This window comes from Kitasatospora sp. NPDC001261 (genome assembly GCF_042896795.1).
In the GTDB taxonomy this organism is placed as follows: Bacteria; Actinomycetota; Actinomycetes; order Streptomycetales; family Streptomycetaceae; genus Kitasatospora.
On the sequence record NZ_JBIAXP010000016.1, the window covers coordinates 166,411 to 183,855 of the forward strand.

14 protein-coding genes are annotated in these 17,445 nt (G+C 74.7%); 7 read left to right on the forward strand and 7 right to left on the reverse strand.

All coding sequences use genetic code 11. From position 1 onward, the window contains the following. Positions 1–42: 42 nt before the first annotated feature. The gene (locus tag ACFY4B_RS22540) at positions 43–1,338 is read right to left on the reverse strand and encodes a hypothetical protein (protein ID WP_375876802.1); all 1,296 of its coding nucleotides are present in this window, start codon (positions 1,336–1,338) and stop codon (positions 43–45) included. Positions 1,339–1,404: 66 nt separating this feature from the next. Continuing rightward, positions 1,405–2,763: a hypothetical protein gene (locus ACFY4B_RS22545; protein ID WP_117486149.1), complete on the reverse strand. Its 1,359-nt coding sequence runs from the start codon at positions 2,761–2,763 to the stop codon at positions 1,405–1,407. Positions 2,764–2,915: 152 nt separating this feature from the next. Here ACFY4B_RS22545 and ACFY4B_RS22550 point away from each other — a divergent pair, with 152 nt between their 5' ends. Then, positions 2,916–3,107 carry a hypothetical protein gene (locus ACFY4B_RS22550; RefSeq protein WP_049652898.1) on the forward strand — a complete coding sequence of 64 codons (192 nt, stop codon included), beginning with the start codon at positions 2,916–2,918 and terminating at the stop codon, positions 3,105–3,107. A 40-nt stretch (positions 3,108–3,147) separates the two neighbouring features. Here ACFY4B_RS22550 and ACFY4B_RS22555 read toward each other — a convergent pair whose 3' ends face one another. The 3 genes from ACFY4B_RS22555 to ACFY4B_RS22565 all read right to left on the reverse strand — a co-directional run bounded on the left by ACFY4B_RS22555 (position 3,148) and on the right by ACFY4B_RS22565 (position 5,512). Continuing rightward, the gene (locus tag ACFY4B_RS22555) at positions 3,148–3,780 is read right to left on the reverse strand and encodes a peptidase inhibitor family I36 protein (RefSeq protein WP_107086477.1); all 633 of its coding nucleotides are present in this window, start codon (positions 3,778–3,780) and stop codon (positions 3,148–3,150) included. A 154-nt stretch (positions 3,781–3,934) separates the two neighbouring features. Beyond that, positions 3,935–4,729, reverse strand: coding sequence for a DUF4389 domain-containing protein (locus tag ACFY4B_RS22560; RefSeq protein ID WP_234348433.1), 795 nt, complete (start codon positions 4,727–4,729; stop codon positions 3,935–3,937). Positions 4,730–4,930: 201 nt separating this feature from the next. Beyond that, complete coding sequence (locus ACFY4B_RS22565) at positions 4,931–5,512, reverse strand: hypothetical protein (RefSeq protein ID WP_387970257.1); 582 nt, start codon at positions 5,510–5,512, stop codon at positions 4,931–4,933. Between the two features lie 416 nt (positions 5,513–5,928). On the opposite strand from ACFY4B_RS22565, the gene ACFY4B_RS22570 reads away from it, so the two are divergent. Next, positions 5,929–7,293: a M14 family metallopeptidase gene (locus ACFY4B_RS22570; RefSeq protein ID WP_387970260.1), complete on the forward strand. Its 1,365-nt coding sequence runs from the start codon at positions 5,929–5,931 to the stop codon at positions 7,291–7,293. Between the two features lie 156 nt (positions 7,294–7,449). On the opposite strand, the gene ACFY4B_RS22575 is transcribed toward ACFY4B_RS22570, so the two are convergent. Next, on the reverse strand, positions 7,450–8,301 hold the full coding sequence (locus ACFY4B_RS22575; RefSeq protein WP_387970263.1) for an alpha/beta fold hydrolase: 852 nt from the start codon (positions 8,299–8,301) through the stop codon (positions 7,450–7,452). A 359-nt stretch (positions 8,302–8,660) separates the two neighbouring features. Between ACFY4B_RS22575 and ACFY4B_RS22580 the strand changes: the two genes are divergently transcribed. Together ACFY4B_RS22580 and ACFY4B_RS22585 are read left to right on the forward strand one after the other, a co-directional pair. Continuing rightward, positions 8,661–12,515 carry an AAA domain-containing protein gene (locus ACFY4B_RS22580; RefSeq protein WP_387970266.1) on the forward strand — a complete coding sequence of 1,285 codons (3,855 nt, stop codon included), beginning with the start codon at positions 8,661–8,663 and terminating at the stop codon, positions 12,513–12,515. A gap of 193 nt (positions 12,516–12,708) precedes the next feature. Further along, entirely contained in the window at positions 12,709–13,200 is a 492-nt protein-coding gene (locus tag ACFY4B_RS22585) for a hypothetical protein (protein WP_234348626.1), read from the forward strand. Positions 13,201–13,373: 173 nt separating this feature from the next. Here ACFY4B_RS22585 and ACFY4B_RS22590 read toward each other — a convergent pair whose 3' ends face one another. Continuing rightward, a complete protein-coding gene (locus ACFY4B_RS22590) occupies positions 13,374–14,246 on the reverse strand; it encodes a glycosyltransferase family 2 protein (protein ID WP_387970346.1) in 873 nt (290 codons plus the stop codon). Positions 14,247–14,586: 340 nt separating this feature from the next. Between ACFY4B_RS22590 and ACFY4B_RS22595 the strand changes: the two genes are divergently transcribed. The 3 genes from ACFY4B_RS22595 (at position 14,587) to ACFY4B_RS22605 (ending at position 17,431) form a co-directional block, all read left to right on the forward strand. Next, complete coding sequence (locus ACFY4B_RS22595; protein WP_387970270.1) at positions 14,587–15,342, forward strand: ScbR family autoregulator-binding transcription factor; 756 nt, start codon at positions 14,587–14,589, stop codon at positions 15,340–15,342. A 314-nt stretch (positions 15,343–15,656) separates the two neighbouring features. Next, positions 15,657–16,556: a BTAD domain-containing putative transcriptional regulator gene (locus ACFY4B_RS22600; protein ID WP_387970273.1), complete on the forward strand. Its 900-nt coding sequence runs from the start codon at positions 15,657–15,659 to the stop codon at positions 16,554–16,556. Between the two features lie 155 nt (positions 16,557–16,711). After that, positions 16,712–17,431, forward strand: a complete 720-nt coding sequence (locus ACFY4B_RS22605) for a ScbR family autoregulator-binding transcription factor (RefSeq protein WP_117486142.1) — start codon at positions 16,712–16,714, stop codon at positions 17,429–17,431. Positions 17,432–17,445: the final 14 nt, after the last annotated feature.

Genomic DNA, 17,445 nt, shown 5'->3' on the forward strand with positions numbered 1-17,445 from the left:
ACGGCCGGTACGGCGGCAAGGCCGGTGCGGCCCGCTCCGCGGTCAGTCGATGTAGCCGGCCGTGCGGTAGCCGCCGCGGGCGGTGCGGTCCACCTCGTCGGCGCCCCAGGTGTGCGGCACGGCCAGCTTCCAGCGGGCGCGCAGGACGGCGTGCTCCTCGCGGTTCCTGGTCACGTACCACTGCCCCATGCGGCACCAGGCCAGCGGCTCGTCGGCCTCCGTGGCCACCGCCCGCACCAGCTGCGCCGCGTGCCGGGCCACCTCGCCCTCCAGCGCCTCCAGGTACTGGTTCATCCGGTAGGTGGCCTGGTCGCCGTGCTGGAACATGGCGTACTCCGAGCCGCCCGCCATGTGCAGCCGGCCGTGCTCCATGGCCACCTTGCCGCTGCGCACCACCTCGCCCTCCTGGGCCGTCCCGGCGATCCCGGCGTTGAGCCGGTCCAGCAGCTTGGCCTTCTCGGGGGTGGCCTCCGGGATCTGGCCGCCGCCCGTGCCGCCCTGCGCGGAGTACACCTCGTGCAGGTCGTAGTCCCCGGTGTAGAGGTAGCGCTTCCAGTGCGGATCGGCCTTCAGCCGGGTCAGCGCCGGGCCGCCGTCCTGTGTCCGCAGGTCGATCGGCACGTACTGCTCGCCCCCGGGGCCGGTCTGCACGATGCCCAGGTCCAGGACGGACCGGGGCGGGCGGTCGATCCGGATGCCGGCCAGGCCCTGGTCGTTCCAGTGGCCGACGAAGCCGCTCAGGTCCTGGGCCTGCAGCCAGCGCAGCACCGTCGCCGGGTCGCCCTCGGCCTGCCCGGGCCCGGCGCCGTACTTCTTGCGGACGGAGGAGGGCTTGATGGACTTCTCCAGGATGGTGTGCGGCTTGGGCTTGGCGCCCTCCGCGATGCGCCGGATCGAGTGCTCCCCGGTCTCCCGCACGGCGATGGTGTACTTGTGCTTCCGGCACACCTCGGAGATGGCGGCCCAGTGGTCCTCCCACACGATGGTCCGCAGGTCGGCCGCCCGTCCGCCGGAGGCGGCCTGCCCGTCGGGCGTGGCGGCCTCGCAGATCCTCAGCACGTTGTTCTGGTCCAGCTGCACCCGGGGCCGGCGCGGGGCGGCCTGGTCGCCCGGTGCGCGCTGGAGTCCCACGGCCGCCCGGCGGTCGTCCCGGCCGGTGCCGTCCCGCTGCTCCGCGATCATGCGCGCCGTCGCCGCGTTGCCGACGGTGCGCTGCAGGGCCGCGGCGCCCCGCGCGGGCGTGTCCCCTTCGGAGCGTGCTCCGGTGCCGGGGCGCCGGGCCGGGCCCGCGTCGCGATGAGGCGGCCCGGCCTTCTGCGGCTGTTCGCTCGAGTGCATGCTGCGACCTCCTCGGTCCCCTCCGTCCCTTTATACAAGGGGAGTTCGCCGATGCCGGAGGAAAGCTCAGACGGTGCCCTCCCGGTCCGCCGCCCCGGGCCCGGAGGGCCAACCGGTCGTGCACTCCAGGACCCGGCCGTCGGCCGTGCCGACGAGCAGGCGGCCGGCCCCGGCGGCGGTGAGCGCGGTCGGGACGACGGGGACACCGGCGACGGTCAGCCGGTGGCGCCGGCGGAGGGCGCCGGTGCGGAGGTCGAGGGCCAGGAGCTCGCCGTCGCGGTAGGCGACGTGGGCGGTGTCCGGGTCGGTGTCGAGGTCGAGGGCGACGTGGTCGGTCCGGAACACCCAGCGCGGCGTGCCGTCGGTGCCCGAGCGGCGGACGACGAAGGAGCCGCCGGGCTGCAGCCCGTGGCCGCTGTAGACGGTGCCGGCGTACACCAGGTCGCCGTCGGCGGTCTCCACGCCCGGGCCGGGGAAGTGCGTCTCCCCGGGCTCCCAGGAGAACGGGAACAGGGGTTGGAGGTCCGCCCCGTCGGGGGAGCGCACCGAGAGCACGTACGGCTCCGTCTCCCGACGGCCCGGCGGCGGGGCCTGGTTGACGTAGTCCCGGCTCCCGCGCCGGATCCGCAGGCGGTCGTGCACGTCGAGGTACGGGACGGTGCGGTGCCGGAGCAGCAGGCCGTCGGGGAGCGTGGTGCCCCCGGGCTGCTCCGGGGCGTCGTCCTGGTCGCCCTCCTCGTCGTCCTCCTCGCGGGCGAGGGTGGCCAGGACCGCGCCGTCCGGTCGTTCCTCGACGGCGAGGACGTGCCGCCGGGGCTCCCAGTCCGGGCTCAGGGCGGAGAGCGCCCGGTGGGCCTCCTCGCGTCCGTCGGCCCGCGGGGCCGGGACCCGCGGGCCGGCCAGGTCGTCGAAGGTGAGCGAACGGGGCGCGGCGGTGCGCCAGTCGGGCCGACGTACGACGGCGACGTGGCCTTCGACGTGCGCTTTCCGGTCCTTCCAGTCGTCCGGCGGTGACATCAGCACGCGCAGGGCCTGGTCGTCGAGCCAGGCCAGTCCGAGGACCCTGCGGCCGAAGTCGTGCTCGATGAGCGAGGTGGTCGTGCCCGTCTCCCAGTCGAGGAGCAGCAGCTCGCCCTCGAAGAAGTAGCCGCCGTCGTACGCGCCGGTGCCGACGGCGAGCAGGGGCGCGGTGGGGTGGAAGGCCAGCGCGTGCACCGGGAAACGCGTCCGGAGCACGGCCCGGCAGCCGAGGTCCCCCGTGCCGTACACCCCCACCGTCGCGGTCCGGGCGAACGCGCGCTCGCCCGCGACGGCGAGCAGGCCGCGCGCCTCGTCGGGCACGGCGAGGACGGGGCGGCCGACCTCGGCGAACGGGCGGTCGCCGAGGACCCGGAGGACGCGGACGGGGTGGAGCGGGGAGGTCATGCGGAGATTCTCCCAGTCGGCGGCGACGGTCCGCGGACGGGTCCAGCCGAGCGGGGCGGCGGCCGCCGCAGCGTCAACGCCGATTGACGCCTACCGTGCCCAGCGGGCCGTGTTTGCAAGGAAGTTGGACGCTCCGCCCCTACCCTTGGGCCATGAAACAGCACATCGTCACGCTGGTCCTCGCGGGCCTCCTGCTCGGCATCGTCGCGTTCGGTGCCGGCTGGTTCGCGGCGGACTCCCGGCAGACCGCTCCGGCGCCGACCTACATCACGGTCACGCCGGAGCCGGTCGCCACCGGCGCGGTCTCGCCCCCGGCCTCGGCTGCCTCGGCAGGTAGCCGGTAGCCGGTAGTGGGCGGCCGGTGTCCGGAGGCGAGGACGGCCGCTACTGCCGGACCGCCCAGAACCGGTCGGCCATGTTGTCGTACGCGACCGACGCGGACAGCGACTCCGCCGGCTCCTTCCAGAGCATCAGCCACTGGCCGTCGCCCGGGTCGTTGTCCACGATCACCTCCAGACCGCGCGCCGTGTTCACCCAGCTGCTCGCCTGGTCGCGGAACCCGTAGTCGGTGAAGTACACGGCGGCGTCCTCGTGGAAGAGGTTGAACTGGAGCCGGCGGCCGCCCCAGTTCCGGTCGGCGTAGAAGCAGTAGTAGGACGGCTCGCTGACCGGGGTGGGGCAGTGCTTCCAGTCCGGGCTCCGGACGGTGCGGCGGCGGTGGTCGCCGCTCCACGGCGGCGCCTGCGCCTGTCCGGGCAGTGGGAGCACCAGCACCGCTCCGTCCGGGAAGGTGATCTCGTTGGCGGCGGTCTGTCGGCCGCCCTTGCCCGCGGCGAGCTGGGCGTCCACCGCCTGCTGCAGCACGTCGCGGTCGCCGTCGCTCAGGGAGGTGATGATGGCTCTCTGGTCCCCGGCCTGGCTGGGCGCGGCGGCGGCCTGCGCCCCGAGGGGAGCGACCAGGAGCACGAGGGCCCCGGCGGTACGGACGAGGAGTCGGCGGACTCGAGAGTGCGTCATATGCCAAACGTAGCCGCGCACATACCGCCGGTAACCTTGCTTTCTCGATCAGACGGCGCGTACGCGGCAGCGGTGCGCCGGTGCGTACGCGCCCCCGGATCGGGCGTGCCCGCGACCCGCTACCCGTCACCCGTCACCCGTCACCCGCTACCCGCTACGCCTCGCCGAGCGGCCCCCGGGGAGCACGGTCGGCGGGACCCGGCACGAGGGGCGCGGTGACGCGCTGGGTCGGGGCGGTGCTGTCGTTGTCGTCGCTGTCGTCGTCGTCCGAGGTCACCGAGGCGGTGATCGATCCCGTCAGCGAGGAGGCCAGCCCGAGGAGCAGGAAGAGGACGAGCAGGCCGCGCGCGGCACCGCCCAGGACCAGCGGGCGGGTGGCCGAGACCGGGCCCGCCGGCTCGCTGCCCGGCTCGTCGCCGAACAGGCGCTTGGGGTAGGCGGACGAGATCATCGTCAGATAGGCGGTGTAGCGCACCCGGTAGCGCAGGATCGCGGCCGTCGCCTCGTACAGCGGCCGCGGCATCCGGCCGAGGACCAGCACCACCAGCCAGAGGACGAACGACACCGTCCACCACCCCGCGTACACCAGGCCCTGCACGATCGAGGCCGGGATGACCAGGATGATTCGGAACAGCACGGCCAGCCGGTTCAGCTCGCCCGGCCGCAGCTCGACCTGCACCGGGTACTCGGGCACCTCGAACCGGAACGGCGGATAGCGGTCCACGGTGAGCATCAGGTACGCGGTGACGCGGGTGTCGTACGGGACGAACACGGTGAGGTAGTCCGCCACGAAGTCGGGCAGCCGGCCGAGCACCAGCGCGCCGAACCAGCCGACGACGGTGACGAAGAACGCCACCACCGACAGCACCCACACCACCACGAACTGGGGGATCAGCAGCAGCGCGCGCAGCAGCACCGTCCAGCGGTTCTGCGGGGCGGGCGCTGGCATGTCCAGCACCGGGAGCCACTCACGGCTGACGGGGGCGGGAGGAGCCTGCCACATCCGGGCCTCCACGGTCTCGGGACGACGGGACCCGGCCGTCGGGCGGCGACCGGGTGCCCTCCGAAGATCGCAGCCCCCCGCCCGCGGCGCGCGCCACGCTGCGCCGGACGGGGCAGCCGCAGGAGTGGCGGGATGCTCCAGCGGCTGTCAGGCGAGCTTCGCGCAGAGCGGTTCGGCGGAGCCGTGCCTGAGGGTCAGCGTCTTGTAGCCGGTGGAGCCGATGTCGATGGTGTAGACGCCGTCGACGAGGTAGAGGTCGCGGGGCAGGTTGCCGCCGTTCGGGCCGACGCCGAGCAGGACCGGGCCGTGGGCGTGCCAGGTCTGGGACCTGTCGGCGCGGTAGTCGACGACGGCCCGGCCGCCGGCGTCCGCGACGTACGAGGCGCCGGTCGTCGTGTTGGTGATCCGCAGGACGAGGGCGCCCCGGAAGGCGGCGCGCCGCACGGTGGTGCCGTCGGGGGCGTACTCCAGCACCCGCCGCTGCCCCTCGTCGACGACGGGCTCCAGGTGCACGGGGAAGTCGCAGCGGGAGCCGGCCGGGAGGTCGGACGCCGGCGTGGGCCACGCCTCCCACCCGCCCTGACCGGCGACGGCCCCGGGCGCGTCGGAGGAAGCGGCAGAGGAAGCGGCGGAGGCGGGCGGGACGGTCGCGGCGCCGGCCGGAGCGGCCGCCAGACCCGTGACGGCGGCCAGCGCCGTGGCCGCGGCAGTGAGCAGGATTCTTCGCATGATCGGTCCTCCTGGCGAGGTGTCGGATGTGCGGGGGCCCAGCCTGGCGGTCGCCCCCGACCGGATTCTCACCACGATCCCCGGGCCGCCGCCGCCCGAAGCCTCCCGCTGGGCGATCCGTGTCCCGAGCCAGTGCTCGCTCTCCGGTTGTTCACCCGTGGGGCAGGAGGGACGGCGTCAGGTCCATCGGTAAGCGTTTGACGACCTCCTCCTGGACGCGAGCGGCCGGCGGCGCCGGTGCGGGTTGGCGACCTGTGGGGTCCGTCGGGCCTTCTGGTTCGCCCGTGCCGGCCGTCGCCGGATCGCGGGCTTTCCGATGTCTTGACGAACCCATGACACTGGCGGACCATCAAGCTGGCGCGCGCCGAACCTCCTCCACCGTTCCGCCCCACACGGACCCCCACAGGAGGACAGTCATGCGACTGCCCCGCCGAGGGAAGCCCGCCGCGGCCACCGCCGTCCTGCTGGCCCTCGCCCTCGCCACCCCGCTCACCGCCAGTGCCGCCGACACCGGCACCCCCGCCCCGTTCACCGTCGGTTCCGCCGACAACGACGGCGTTCGGCAGTACCGGCTCGACGGCCCCCGCACCGTCGCCGAGCGCACCGCCGTCGCCGCCACCGGTGCCTCCGTCGACGCCGTCCTGCCCGACGCGGTGGTGGTCACCGCCACCCCCGCCGAGGCCGCCCGGCTGCGGACGCTCGGCTGGTCGCCCGTCGCGCTGCCCGGTCCCCGCTACGGCGACGAAGGCGACGGAGGCGGCGCGGGCCTGGCCGGGCCGGAGTACGACTTCCCGCCGGCCGACTCCGGCTACCACAACTACGCCGAGGCCACCGCCGACATCGACGCCGTCGTCGCCGCGCACCCGGACATCATGAGCAAGCGCGTCATCGGCACCTCCTACGAGGGCCGGCCGATCGTCGCGGTGAAGATCAGCGACAACGTCGGCACCGACGAGGACGAGCCCGAGGTGCTGTTCACCGCCCACCAGCACGCCCGCGAGCACCTCACCGTCGAGATGGCGCTCTACCTGCTGCACGAGTTCGGCGACAAGTACGCCACCGACAGCCGCATCGCCAACGCCGTCAACAGCCGCGAGATCTGGGTGATCCCCGACCTCAACCCGGACGGCGGCGAGTACGACATCGCCACCGGCCGCTACCGCAGCTGGCGCAAGGACCGCCAGCCGAACTCCGGCAGCAACAGCGTCGGCACCGACCTCAACCGCAACTGGAACTACAAGTGGGGCTGCTGCGGCGGCTCCTCCGGCTCCACCTCCAACGAGACCTACCGGGGCAGCGCCCCGGAGTCCGCCAAGGAGACCAAGGTGGTCGCCGACTTCGTCCGCAGCCGGGTCGTCGGCGGCAAGCAGCAGATCACCGCCGCCATCGACTTCCACACCTACAGCGAACTGGTGCTCTGGCCGTTCGGCTGGACCACCGCCGAGACCGTCCCCGGCATGACCGCCGACGAGTACAACACCTTCGCCGCCATCGGCCGGGACATGGCCGGCACCAACGGCTACACGCCGGAGCAGTCCAGCGAGCTCTACATCACCGACGGCGCGATCGACGACTGGCTGTGGGGCGCCCAGCGGGTCTTCGCCTACACCTTCGAGATGTACCCCGGCCCGAACGGCAGCAGCGGCTTCTACCCGCCCGACGAGGTCATCGGCCGCGAGACCGCCCGCAACCGCGAAGCGGTCCTGCGCCTGGTGGAGACGGCCGACTGCGTCTACCGCGCGATCGGCAAGCAGCAGCAGTACTGCGGCGTCTCCGCCTGAGCACCCGCCCTCGGTACGCGTGCTCCGCGTGCCACCGCCCGGCGCCGGCTGCGGGACCATCCCGCGGCCGGTGCCGGGCCGGCCATCTCCGTGAGGGAGCACACCGGTTGACCGATGACCCGGTAGCTGCGTGACGGCTCCCCTCGCGGAACAGGATCAGCCCCAGAACTCCCGCAGGGCGGCGTTGACGGCGGCGGGCTCCTGGGTGTGCGGGTAGTAGCCGGGCACCCGCAGGAGGCGGCCGTCGAGGGAGTCCGTGAGGGACTCGGCCACGGCCATGAGGGGGAGCCCCACGTGCTCGCGGTACGCGGCCGGCGCGTGCTCCCAGGTTCCGCAGATCACCAGGACCGGCAGGGCGGCGCGCCGGATCGGCTCCAGGGGGATCCGCGCCTCCCAGACGGGCCGTTCCCCCATGGAGGTGGCGACGGCACGGAGTCGGCGCGGCGTGGGCTCGGGCATGGCCATCCCCAGCCCCTCGGTGGACGCCCGCAGGTACTGCTCCGGCGTGACGTCGTCCGGGATGCCCGGGGCGCCGTCGCGCACCCGGTCGAGGAGTTCGGCGACGACCGGGTGGTGCGCGGCGGCGGTGAAGGCGGAGGGCTGGACGAGGGCGAGGGAGCGGACGAGGTCGGGTCGGCGCGCGGCGGCGATGAGCGCGGCGACGGCGCCGTTGCCGTGCCCCACGAGGTGGGCGCCGCCGAACCCCGCGGCGGAGGCCCCGTCGCCGAGAAGCCCCTCGATGTCCTGGGCGTCGACGTCGAAGTCGCTGCGCGCGGTGTCCGGGCTGTCGCCGTAGCCCCGGCGGTCCATCAGGAGGAGCCGCCGGCTGTCCGCGAGGGGCCGCTGCCCGGCGAACCCGTACGCGGGGTCGGTGCCCCAGGTGAAGATGTTGTGGACGAAGAGGGCGGGGACGGCCGTCGGGGCCGCCGGGGCCTCCGAAGCTGTCGGGGCCCGGCCTCCGCCGACCCGGTCGCGGTCATCCCAGACGGTCACGTGCACGGCTGCCATGGGGCATCCTCCCGAAGCCGAGGAACGTCAACTCCCGTGAGCCTAGACCTCGATCCACTGTTGACGCCTGTGCCGGAGTGCCACGGGGCAGCGTGCCGTGCGGCGTGGGGAGGCGTGCGCGTGCGCTGGGACTCGGCCTACCCGCCCGGCGTCCGGTAGATTCTGCGCCCGGTTGATCGGCACACGAAGTGGCCGGGTGCCGTGGGTTCGACGCAGGGGGGCGACGGGTGCGGAGCGGGGACGGGCGTGTGGGGGGTCTGCTGGAGTGCTGGCGGGCCGTTGAGTTGTTCAGTCCGCCGCCGATTCCGGAGGTGCCGCGGAAGCGTCGGGCTGGCCGGCCTCGGGCGTCGGACGCGGTCGTGGTCGATGTGACGCCGGTGGCCGGGCAGGCGGCGGTGCTGTTGCCGTGGGCGCCGGAGCACCCGGAGACGGCGGCGCGGCTGGCGCCGCGGGGGATGGTGTGGCGGCACGAGGTGTACGGCGGGGTGTACGACCTGGAGCTGCTGCGCCAGGCGATGATCGCCGTGCTGCCGGAGGGGACCGACCCGGACCCGGGGGTGCCGGACGAGGAGCTGGTGCTGTCGGGGCGGAGCGCGATGTTCGCGCTGGTCCTGGACGAGCACGGGCGGCCGGTCGAGGACACCTCGGTGGTCTCCGCGTGCGGCTGGGCGGCGGGTCGGCTGTTCGACCCGGGGCCGTCGGTGGCCGGGTGGCTGGACGGGTTCGAGGAGCTGGGGGAGGCGTTCGAGGTCGCGGTGGGGCGGCTGACCGCCACGCCGATTCCGTACGCGCCGGGGCCCTCGCCGCTGCCGAACCCGTTGACCGTGGGGGAGGAGGCCGTCCGCGGCTGGCGGCAGCTGATCGCGGAGATCCTGGGCGGCGCGGCGGTGGCGGCGGTCGGTGCGCTGTTCGGCGAGGTCGCCGGGGCGGCGGTGCGCGGGGCGACGGAGCCGCTGGTGCGGCGCGTCGCGGACTGGTCGGCGGCCCGCCGTCCGGACGAGGAGAGCGCGGTGGGGGAGCCCGCGCCCGTGCCGCCGGAGCCGCCCGCCGACGGCGTGGCGCAGGACACCGGCCCGCGCCCGGTCGGGCTCGCCGACCTGGTCGCCCTGACCGCCCAGATCGCCCACCTCTGCGGCGTCGAGGAGCACCTGGACCCGCGGGTGATCCGGGTCCGCAGCCGGCTGGTCCACCGCCCGCGCGACCCGAAGGCCAAGCCCGTCGCCGCGCAGCCGTTCCTCAACAGCCTGCTGCCGCCCGACCTGGCCCGGGTCCGCGCCGCGCTCGACGCCGGCCTCGGCCCAGCCCTGGAGGCCTACCTGACCGGCCGCCGGGACATCCCGGTCGGCGCCCGCACCGATCTGCGCGAGGACCGGCTCACCGTCCTCGACGGCGTCCACCCGGCCCTCGTCCCCGCCGGGCGCTGGCCCGCCAAGGCGCGGTACCCGCTCGCGCTCAGCCAGCAGTTCGCGGTCGACCGCATGCTCGCCGCCCGCACCACCGCGGACGCCGACGCCGGCGGCCTGTTCTCCGTCAACGGCCCGCCCGGCACCGGCAAGACCACCATGCTGCGCGACCTCGTCGCCGCCCTCGTGGTCGAACGCGCCGCCGTGATGGCCGGCTACCGGCGGCCCGAGGAGGCGCTCGTCGGCCGCCCCTGGCGGGGCAAGGACCGCCAGGGCGTCCACGCGCGCTTCGTCTCCGCCCTCGACCCGCGGCTCACCGGCCGCGAGATCGTGGTGACCTCCTCGAACAACGGCGCCGTGGAGAACATCACCGCCGAACTGCCCGGCGCCGACGCCCTGGACGAGCACTGGCACGACGGCCCCGACCACTTCTCCGACCTGGCCTCCGCCCTGCTCGGCGGCGCCCCCGCCTGGGGGCTGGTCGCCGCCGTGCTCGGCAACAAGTCCAACCGGACGAGGTTCACCGAGCGCTTCTGGTGGGGCCGGCTGCCCGAGGACGAGACCGCCGCCCGCGCCGCCGCCGGGCTCCCGCCGCTGCGCGGCATGAACGCCGTCCTCGGTGACTGGGTCCCGCCCAGCGTGCCCAGACCGGCCCGCACCCCGAGCGACCGCCGCGCGGCCCCGGGCACCGGTACGGCCGAGGCCACGACCGCACCCGCCGCCGCACCCGCCGCCGCACCCACCGTCCCCGCCACACCCGCCGCGCCCGCCCAGCCCGTCCCCTCCTGGCCCGAGGCCGTCGCCGCCTTCAAGACTGCCCAGGCCGAGGTCGAGCGCCTGCGCGCCGAACGCGTCCGCCTCGCCGCCACCCTGGCGGAGACGGCCTCGGGCGAGGCCCAGCACCGCCTCCACGCCCTGCGCGCCGCCATCGCCCGCACCGACGACCGCGCGGCGGCCGCCGAGGCCCGCCAGGCCGCCGCCGGCACGGCCGTCGAGGCGGCCCGCACCGCCACCCGTGGAGCCGAGGCCGCCCACCGGACCGCGATCGAGCACGTCCCCCGGGCCCGCGAGGCCCTCGCCGACGCCCGGGCCGCGCTGGCCGCCGCCCGCGAACACGCCGACGGGCACCGCCGGCAGGTCGACGTGCTGACGGCCCTGCACGACGAGCCGCCCGGCGCCCAGCCGGGCCTGCGCGCCGGGCTGCGCCGACTGCTCCGGAGCGGCGCCGAACGCGAGGCCGCCGAGCAGCACCGCGAACAGAGCCGGGGCGAACTCCTCGCCCAACTCGTCCAGCAGCGCACCGTGTTGGAGGCCGCCCACGCCCACATCGCCCGCTGCGCCCAGGCGGAGGACGCCGCGGCCGACCTGGACACCCGCTCCACCTTGGCCGTCATGGAGGCCGAGGCGGCCGCCGGCCGCGCCCGCGTCCAGGAGGCCGCCGCCCGAGCCGCGGAGTCCACGGCCCGTACGGACGCCGAGCGGGCCCGGCAGGAGGCGTGGGCCGCCCGGCGCGAACTGGAGGACGCCACCGCCGAACTCGGCGCCGCCCACCAGGCTCTGCGCGCGGCCGCCGCCGACCTCCCGTCCCTGCCCCTCGACTGGCCGCGGCTCCCCGACCACGAGCAGGAACTCGGCGCCCCCTGGGCCGACGAGGCCTGGAGCACCGCCCGCAGCGACCTGTTCCTGCGCGCCCTCGACCTGCACCGCGCCCTCGTCGCCAACACCGCGAAGCGGATCCGCGGCAACCTCCAGGTCCTGGTGGAGCTCATGGCCGGCAACAGCGGGCCCGTCCCCGAGGAGCAGGTCCTGCACGCCTGGCAGACCCTCTTCCTCCTCGTCCCCGTCGTCTCCACCACCTTCTCCTCCATCGGCAGCATGTTCGCCCGCCTCGGCCAGGGCTCCATCGGCTGGATCCTCGTCGACGAGGCCGGCCAGGCCACCCCGCAGGCCGCCGTCGGCGCCCTCTGGCGGGCCCGCCGCGCCGTCCTCGTCGGCGACCCGCTCCAGCTCGAACCCGTCGTCACCATGCCGACCGCCCTGCAGCGCCGACTCCTGCTCGCGTACGGCGTCGACGAGGAATGGCTGCCCTCGGCGACCTCCGCCCAGGCTGTCGCCGACCGCGTCAACCGCTACGGCACCTACCTGCCCGCGCCCACCGGCGCGGAGGAGGACACCGTCTGGGTCGGCTCACCGCTGCGCGTCCACCGCCGCTGCGAGGAGCCCATGTTCACCGTCAGCAACGAGGTCGCGTACGGCGGCCTCATGGTCCACGGCACCCACCCCCAGCCCTTCCCCGACCCCGACCACGACGGCCTCCTCCCCAGCCGCTGGCTCGACACCCCCGACCCCGACCGCCCCGCCGACGCCCCCTGGGGCGAACGCGACCGCCGCGCCCTCACCTTCCTCCTGGGCCGCCTCGACCACCATGGTGTCACCGTCGAACGCCTGCGGATCATCGCCCCCTTCCGCGCCCTCGTCGCCGAGGCCCGCGAAACCTGCCGCACGCTCCCCGGCTGGACGGCCGAACTGCTCGACGAGCGCTGCGCCACCGTCCACAAGGCCCAGGGCAAGGAGGCCGACGTCGTGATCCTGCTCCTCGGCGCGGGCCGCCCCGGCGCCCGCAACTGGGCCGCCGGCACCCCGCACCTCCTGAACGTCGCCGCCAGCCGCGCCAAACGCCGCCTCTACGTCATCGGCGACCGCGCCCTGTGGGCCCCGCTGCTCCACTTCGACGTCCTGGCCGCCGAAGTCCCCGCCTACGACCACGTCCACGACCGCGCCACCTGGCCCCTCGACGGCCCCGCCGGCTGAGCGTGCGGGCACGGGGCGTTCTGATGGTGTTGGCACGAGAAGTCGGCCGGTCCGACTTCTCAGGTGTGGTCAGGTCCGGGCTGAGGCCCCGCGTACGGTGAGCGGCGGTCCGATGATGGGAGCGTGGAGAGTGCTTGCCGCCAGGACGGTCGTCGCGGAGTGCGACCGGATTCAGTGGAGTCTGGATCCGCTCGTGGGTGTAGGCCCGCTGCGGTTCGGCATGGTGTACGAGGACGTGGTGGAGGCGCTCGACGGCTTCCTGGAGCCCCCCGCGGGGAGCGCGAGTCACTACGGCCAGGTGCTGAGCGACGACTTCTTCCTCCCGCACTCCTCGAACAATTCGGTCCTCACGGTCTACTACGACGCCGAACGCCTGGTCTGCATAGTCGTCAACGCGCTACGCGGTCCGCAGATCACACTGGACGCACTGTCGCTGGTCGGCCGCGTGCCGTCCGAACTCGAAGCAGACTTCGTCGAGTACACGGCCACCCGCGGCTACGACCTGCGATACGGCCAGTACGGGGATCCGGGCTCGGAGGCGCTGGGAGTCGTCCTTCGCGCCCAGCGCGCCGGAGACGTCGTACTGAGCCGGCCGGTGCTGGTCGCCCAGTCCTGGGCAGAACGCTGTTGTGATGTCTCTGAGGGTCGCATCCCCGAGGCGGAATGGCGCGATCGGCACTGGTAGCCGAGCGGCCGGACGGTGGCAGGCGAAGCCTCCTGCCAGGCCGTCAAAGCCGGCGGTTGAGGCTGTGGCGACCGGGTGTCGTGAGGGTGTTGCACGAGAAGTCGGCCGGTTCGACTTCTCACGTGTCCTCACCGGCGCCCAGGTGCGGCCGGGGTGGCCCCCGCGCCCGGGTGTCAGAACACCGGGGGACGCCCCAGTCGGGTCATCCGCCAGACCGTGGCCCAGCGCATCGGGCGGCGGGGTGGGCACGGGGTGCGGACGCCCTCCAGGAAGCCGGAGTACCAGGCGCGCAGTCCGGCCGCGGGTGGGCGGCGGGAGAGGGTGTACACCGACCAGGAGGCGAGGTACGGCGGGACCAGGACGGCGGGCAGGCGACGTTTGGCCGGCCAGACGCGGTTGCGGGCCGTCAGCCGGTAGTAGGCGGCGTGTCGGGCGGGCTCGGTCCGGGGGTGTTGGAGCAGGAGGTCGGCCCGGTAGCGGATCGACCAGCCGGCGTCGAGGACGCGCCAGGCGAAGTCCGTCTCCTCGTGGGCGTAGAAGAACCGCGAGGGGAAGCCGCCGACCCGGTCGATGGCGCTCATCCGGATCGCGTGGCCGCCGCCCAGGAAGGTGGTCACCTTGCCGGAGCGCAGGGCGCCGGAGGAGCCCGGGCGTGGGACGTGGCGGCGCTGGGTGTGCCCCGTCCCGTCGGCGACCCGGAAGCCGACGACGCCGAGGAGCCGCTCCCGCTCGAAGGCCTCCCGGACCAGCCGGAAGGTGTCGGTGCGGGGGAGCAGGCCGTCGTCGTCCAGGTTCACCACCACGTCCACGCCGCCGAGTTCGCGCAGCCGCCGGGCGCCGAGGTTGCGGCCGCCGGGGATGCCGAGGTTCTCCGGCAGTTCCACCGCGTCGACCCAGTCCGGGAGCGGCGGCAGCCGCACGCCCTGCCCGATCACCACGACCCGGGCGGCCTCGCCCTCCTGGGCGGCCACCGAGTCGAGGAGCGCGCCCAGCTCCCGGGGCCGGTCGCCCATCGTCAGTACCACCACGCCCAGCCCGAGGCCCATCCGCACCCGCTTCCGTCGAGGAATCCCGCAGATCCGGTGCAACGACCGGCCCGGCTCGGAGGTCACGTACGGATGGGAGCGAATGTTGGTACGGAGGCGAACGCCTGGAAGAAACCGTTCGTTCGGTTTTTCGGGCGCCGGAGGCGGTGCGCCGGAGGCCGATCCACCGGGGCGGCCGAGGCGTGCGGTCACCCACGGGGCGGTGGGGCCTGACGGGGTGTGGGGAGGGGGAGTGGTTGGCGGGATTCCTCGGCATCGTCTTGTCGGTCGTGGGTGGGGCGAAGCTAAGATACGGGGTGTTTGGTTTTGTTTTCCGGGAGCTCAGGGCGGGGTGGTTTCGGTGGTACGGCAGGAACGGGCGCTCCGGACACGTCGGCTGATCCTGGAGGCGGCGGCCTCGGTCTTCGACGAGTTCGGGTACGAGGGCGCGACCATCGGCGAGGTGGTCTCCCGGGCCGGTGTGACGCGCGGTGCGGTGTATTTCCATTTCGCCTCGAAGCGCGATCTGGCGCAGGGCGTGGTGGAGGAGCAGTTCGTCCAGGACGGAGTTCCCGAACGGAGCTGCAAGCTCCAGGAGTTCGTGGACACCGGGATGGTGGTGGCGTACCTGATGCCGCGCGACCCGCTGCTCAGCGCGGGTGCCCGGCTGTCGCTCGGGCAGGACCTCTTCGACGATCTGGGCGGCGGCGCCATCCCCGGCTGGATCAGCCGGTTCGAGGCGCTGCTGGTCGCGGCCGGCGAGCGCGGCGAGCTGCTCCCGCACGTCGTGCCGGCGGACACCGCGTGGCTGCTCGTCGCCGCGTGGACGGGGGTGCAGATCCAGTCCCAGAAGCTCTGCGGCCGGGCCGACCTGGAGCTGCGGGTGTCCGCGCTGTACCAGCACCTGATGCCGAGCATCGCGGTGCCGGGCGTGCTCGGCTCGCTGCAGATGGGGCCGAACCGCGGTGCCCAGGTGGTGGCCGAGGCCGCGGCGGCCCGTGCGGCGGCGGAGGGCGACCCGGAGGGCGACTCGGAGGGCGGAGACCTCGACGGCGGTCCGGACGGTGCGGGCGGCACCGCGCGCGTCGGGGTGCAGACGGAGGTCGGGGTGGGCTGACAGCGGCTCACCGCCCGACCCACCTGCGGGAATCCGGGTGGGCGAGGGCGGCGGGGGCGGGCGAATCGGCGGCGACGGGACCACGGGGGTCCGGCGCCGCCTTTGTTTTGCCCGGGCTCGGTCACGCGGCGCGGCGGTGGCACTGCCGAGGGTGGCGGGCCGCAACGTCCGCGCAAAACAAACAGCACGTTCGGTTTTGTATTGACAAACCGCGCGTCCTGTTTTTCACTGGTAGCAGTTGACCCAGGGTGTCGACCCGGGTGCCGGCCGTGGCCGTGGAGGCTGCGGCGTTCCGTGTGATTGGGGTGGTCATCGTGGAAATTCGGGTGCTCGGGGCGCTGGACGTCCGGGTGTGCGGGATATCGGTGGTGCCGTCGGCGCCGAAGCCGCGGCAGGTGCTGGGACTGCTGGCGCTGCGGGCGGACCAGGTGGTGTCGGCCGGGGTGCTGGCCGACGAGCTGTGGTCCGGCCGTCCGCCGCGCAGCGCACGCACCACCGTGCAGACGTACGTGCTCCAGCTGCGCGACCTCATCGACCGGGCGCTCGCGACGGCCGGTACGGCGCGGGGGGTGTCCTGCGCCAAGGATGTCCTGGTGACCTCGCCGGGCGGCTACATGCTCAACAGCGGCGGCGGACTGACGGACCTCCGGGAGTTCGAGCGCCTGGCCGGCACCGGCTACCGGGCGATGGACGGCGAGGACTACCCGGGGGCGGCCCGGCTGCTCGGCGAGGCGCTCGCGCTGTGGCGCGGGCCGGCCTTCGCGGACGTTCCGGTCGGCGGCCAACTCGCCGTCGAGGCCCGGCGGTTGGAGGAGACCCGGCTCTGCGCGCTGGACCAGCGGATCGAGGCCGACCTGCGCCTCGGCCGGCACCGGGTGCTGCTCGCCGAACTCACCGTCCTGGTCGACCGCTACCGCACCCACGAGAGCCTGCACGGCCAGTACATGATCGCGCTGCACCGCTCCGGCCGCCGGGGCGAGGCGTTGGAGGCCTACCAGCGCCTGCGGAACACCCTGGTACGGGAGTTGGGCATGGAGCCCTCGGTCGGACTGCGGCGGCTCCAGCGCTCCATCCTGCTCGCCGGTCCCGAGCGTGTGTCCGAGCGCGGGCCGGAGCGCGGGCCGGAGCGTGCGGCGGAGCGCGAGCCCGCCGGTGTGGCCGTCGGTGCGGCCGCCGGGCCGGAGGCGGCGGCCCGGTTCAGCCGGGCCGGCTGAACCGGGCGGTTGTCCGGGTCGTGGGCCGGGTCGTCCCGGTCGGTGTCGCATCGGCGACACCGGCCGCGGACGGCCGTCGGAGGCCGCGGCGTCCGTCGTGGGGCGGCCGCGGTCTGGTCGGAACCTGCTTGTCGTTGTGAGGGGTTGTGGGACGGGTGGTCCAGGAGAGGTCGGAACGGACGCGCGGGCGGCTGGTGGAGGCGGGGGCGGCACTGTTCGACCGCCGCGGCTACGCCGGTGCCACCCTCGGCGAGATCGCCGCGGCCGCCGGGGTGACGAAGGGGGCGCTGTACTTCCACTTCGCCTCCAAGGAGGAGCTGGCCAGAGCGGTGTCCGCGCAGGCCGAACGCTCGCTGCGGTCGGCCTGCGCGGAGCTGCGCGCCGCGTCGTCCCCGCTCCAGGGGCTGATCGACGCGGGCTACTGGCTGGTCGAGGCCCTCGGGACGGACCCGGTGATCCGGGCGGCCTTCCGCCTGGGCCGTGAGGACGGCGGCTGGCAGGTTGCGCCGACCACGGCTGCGCCCGCCACGGTTGCGCCCGTACCCGCGACTGCCAGGCCCGCCGCGGCCGACCCCGGGCAGCAGGCCTTCGCCGACATCCGCGGCTTCCACAGCGTCTGGGCCGGCGTCGTCCGCGACCTGCTGGCCGGCGCCCGCCGCGCGGGCGAGCTGCGCGACCGCTCGGGCGGCCTCGGCCCGGAGACCCTGGTGGTGGCCGCCGCCTGCGGCCTGGAGGTGGTGTTCGCCGACGGCTGCCCCGCCGGGGAGCGCGCCCGCCGGGTCGGCGCCCTCTGGGACTGGCTGCTGCCCTGCCTGGTGCCCCCGGGCCGGGGCGGCGGCTACCGCACCAGGCCGCCGGCCCCGCAGCCCGCCTGAACCCGGTCCGACCA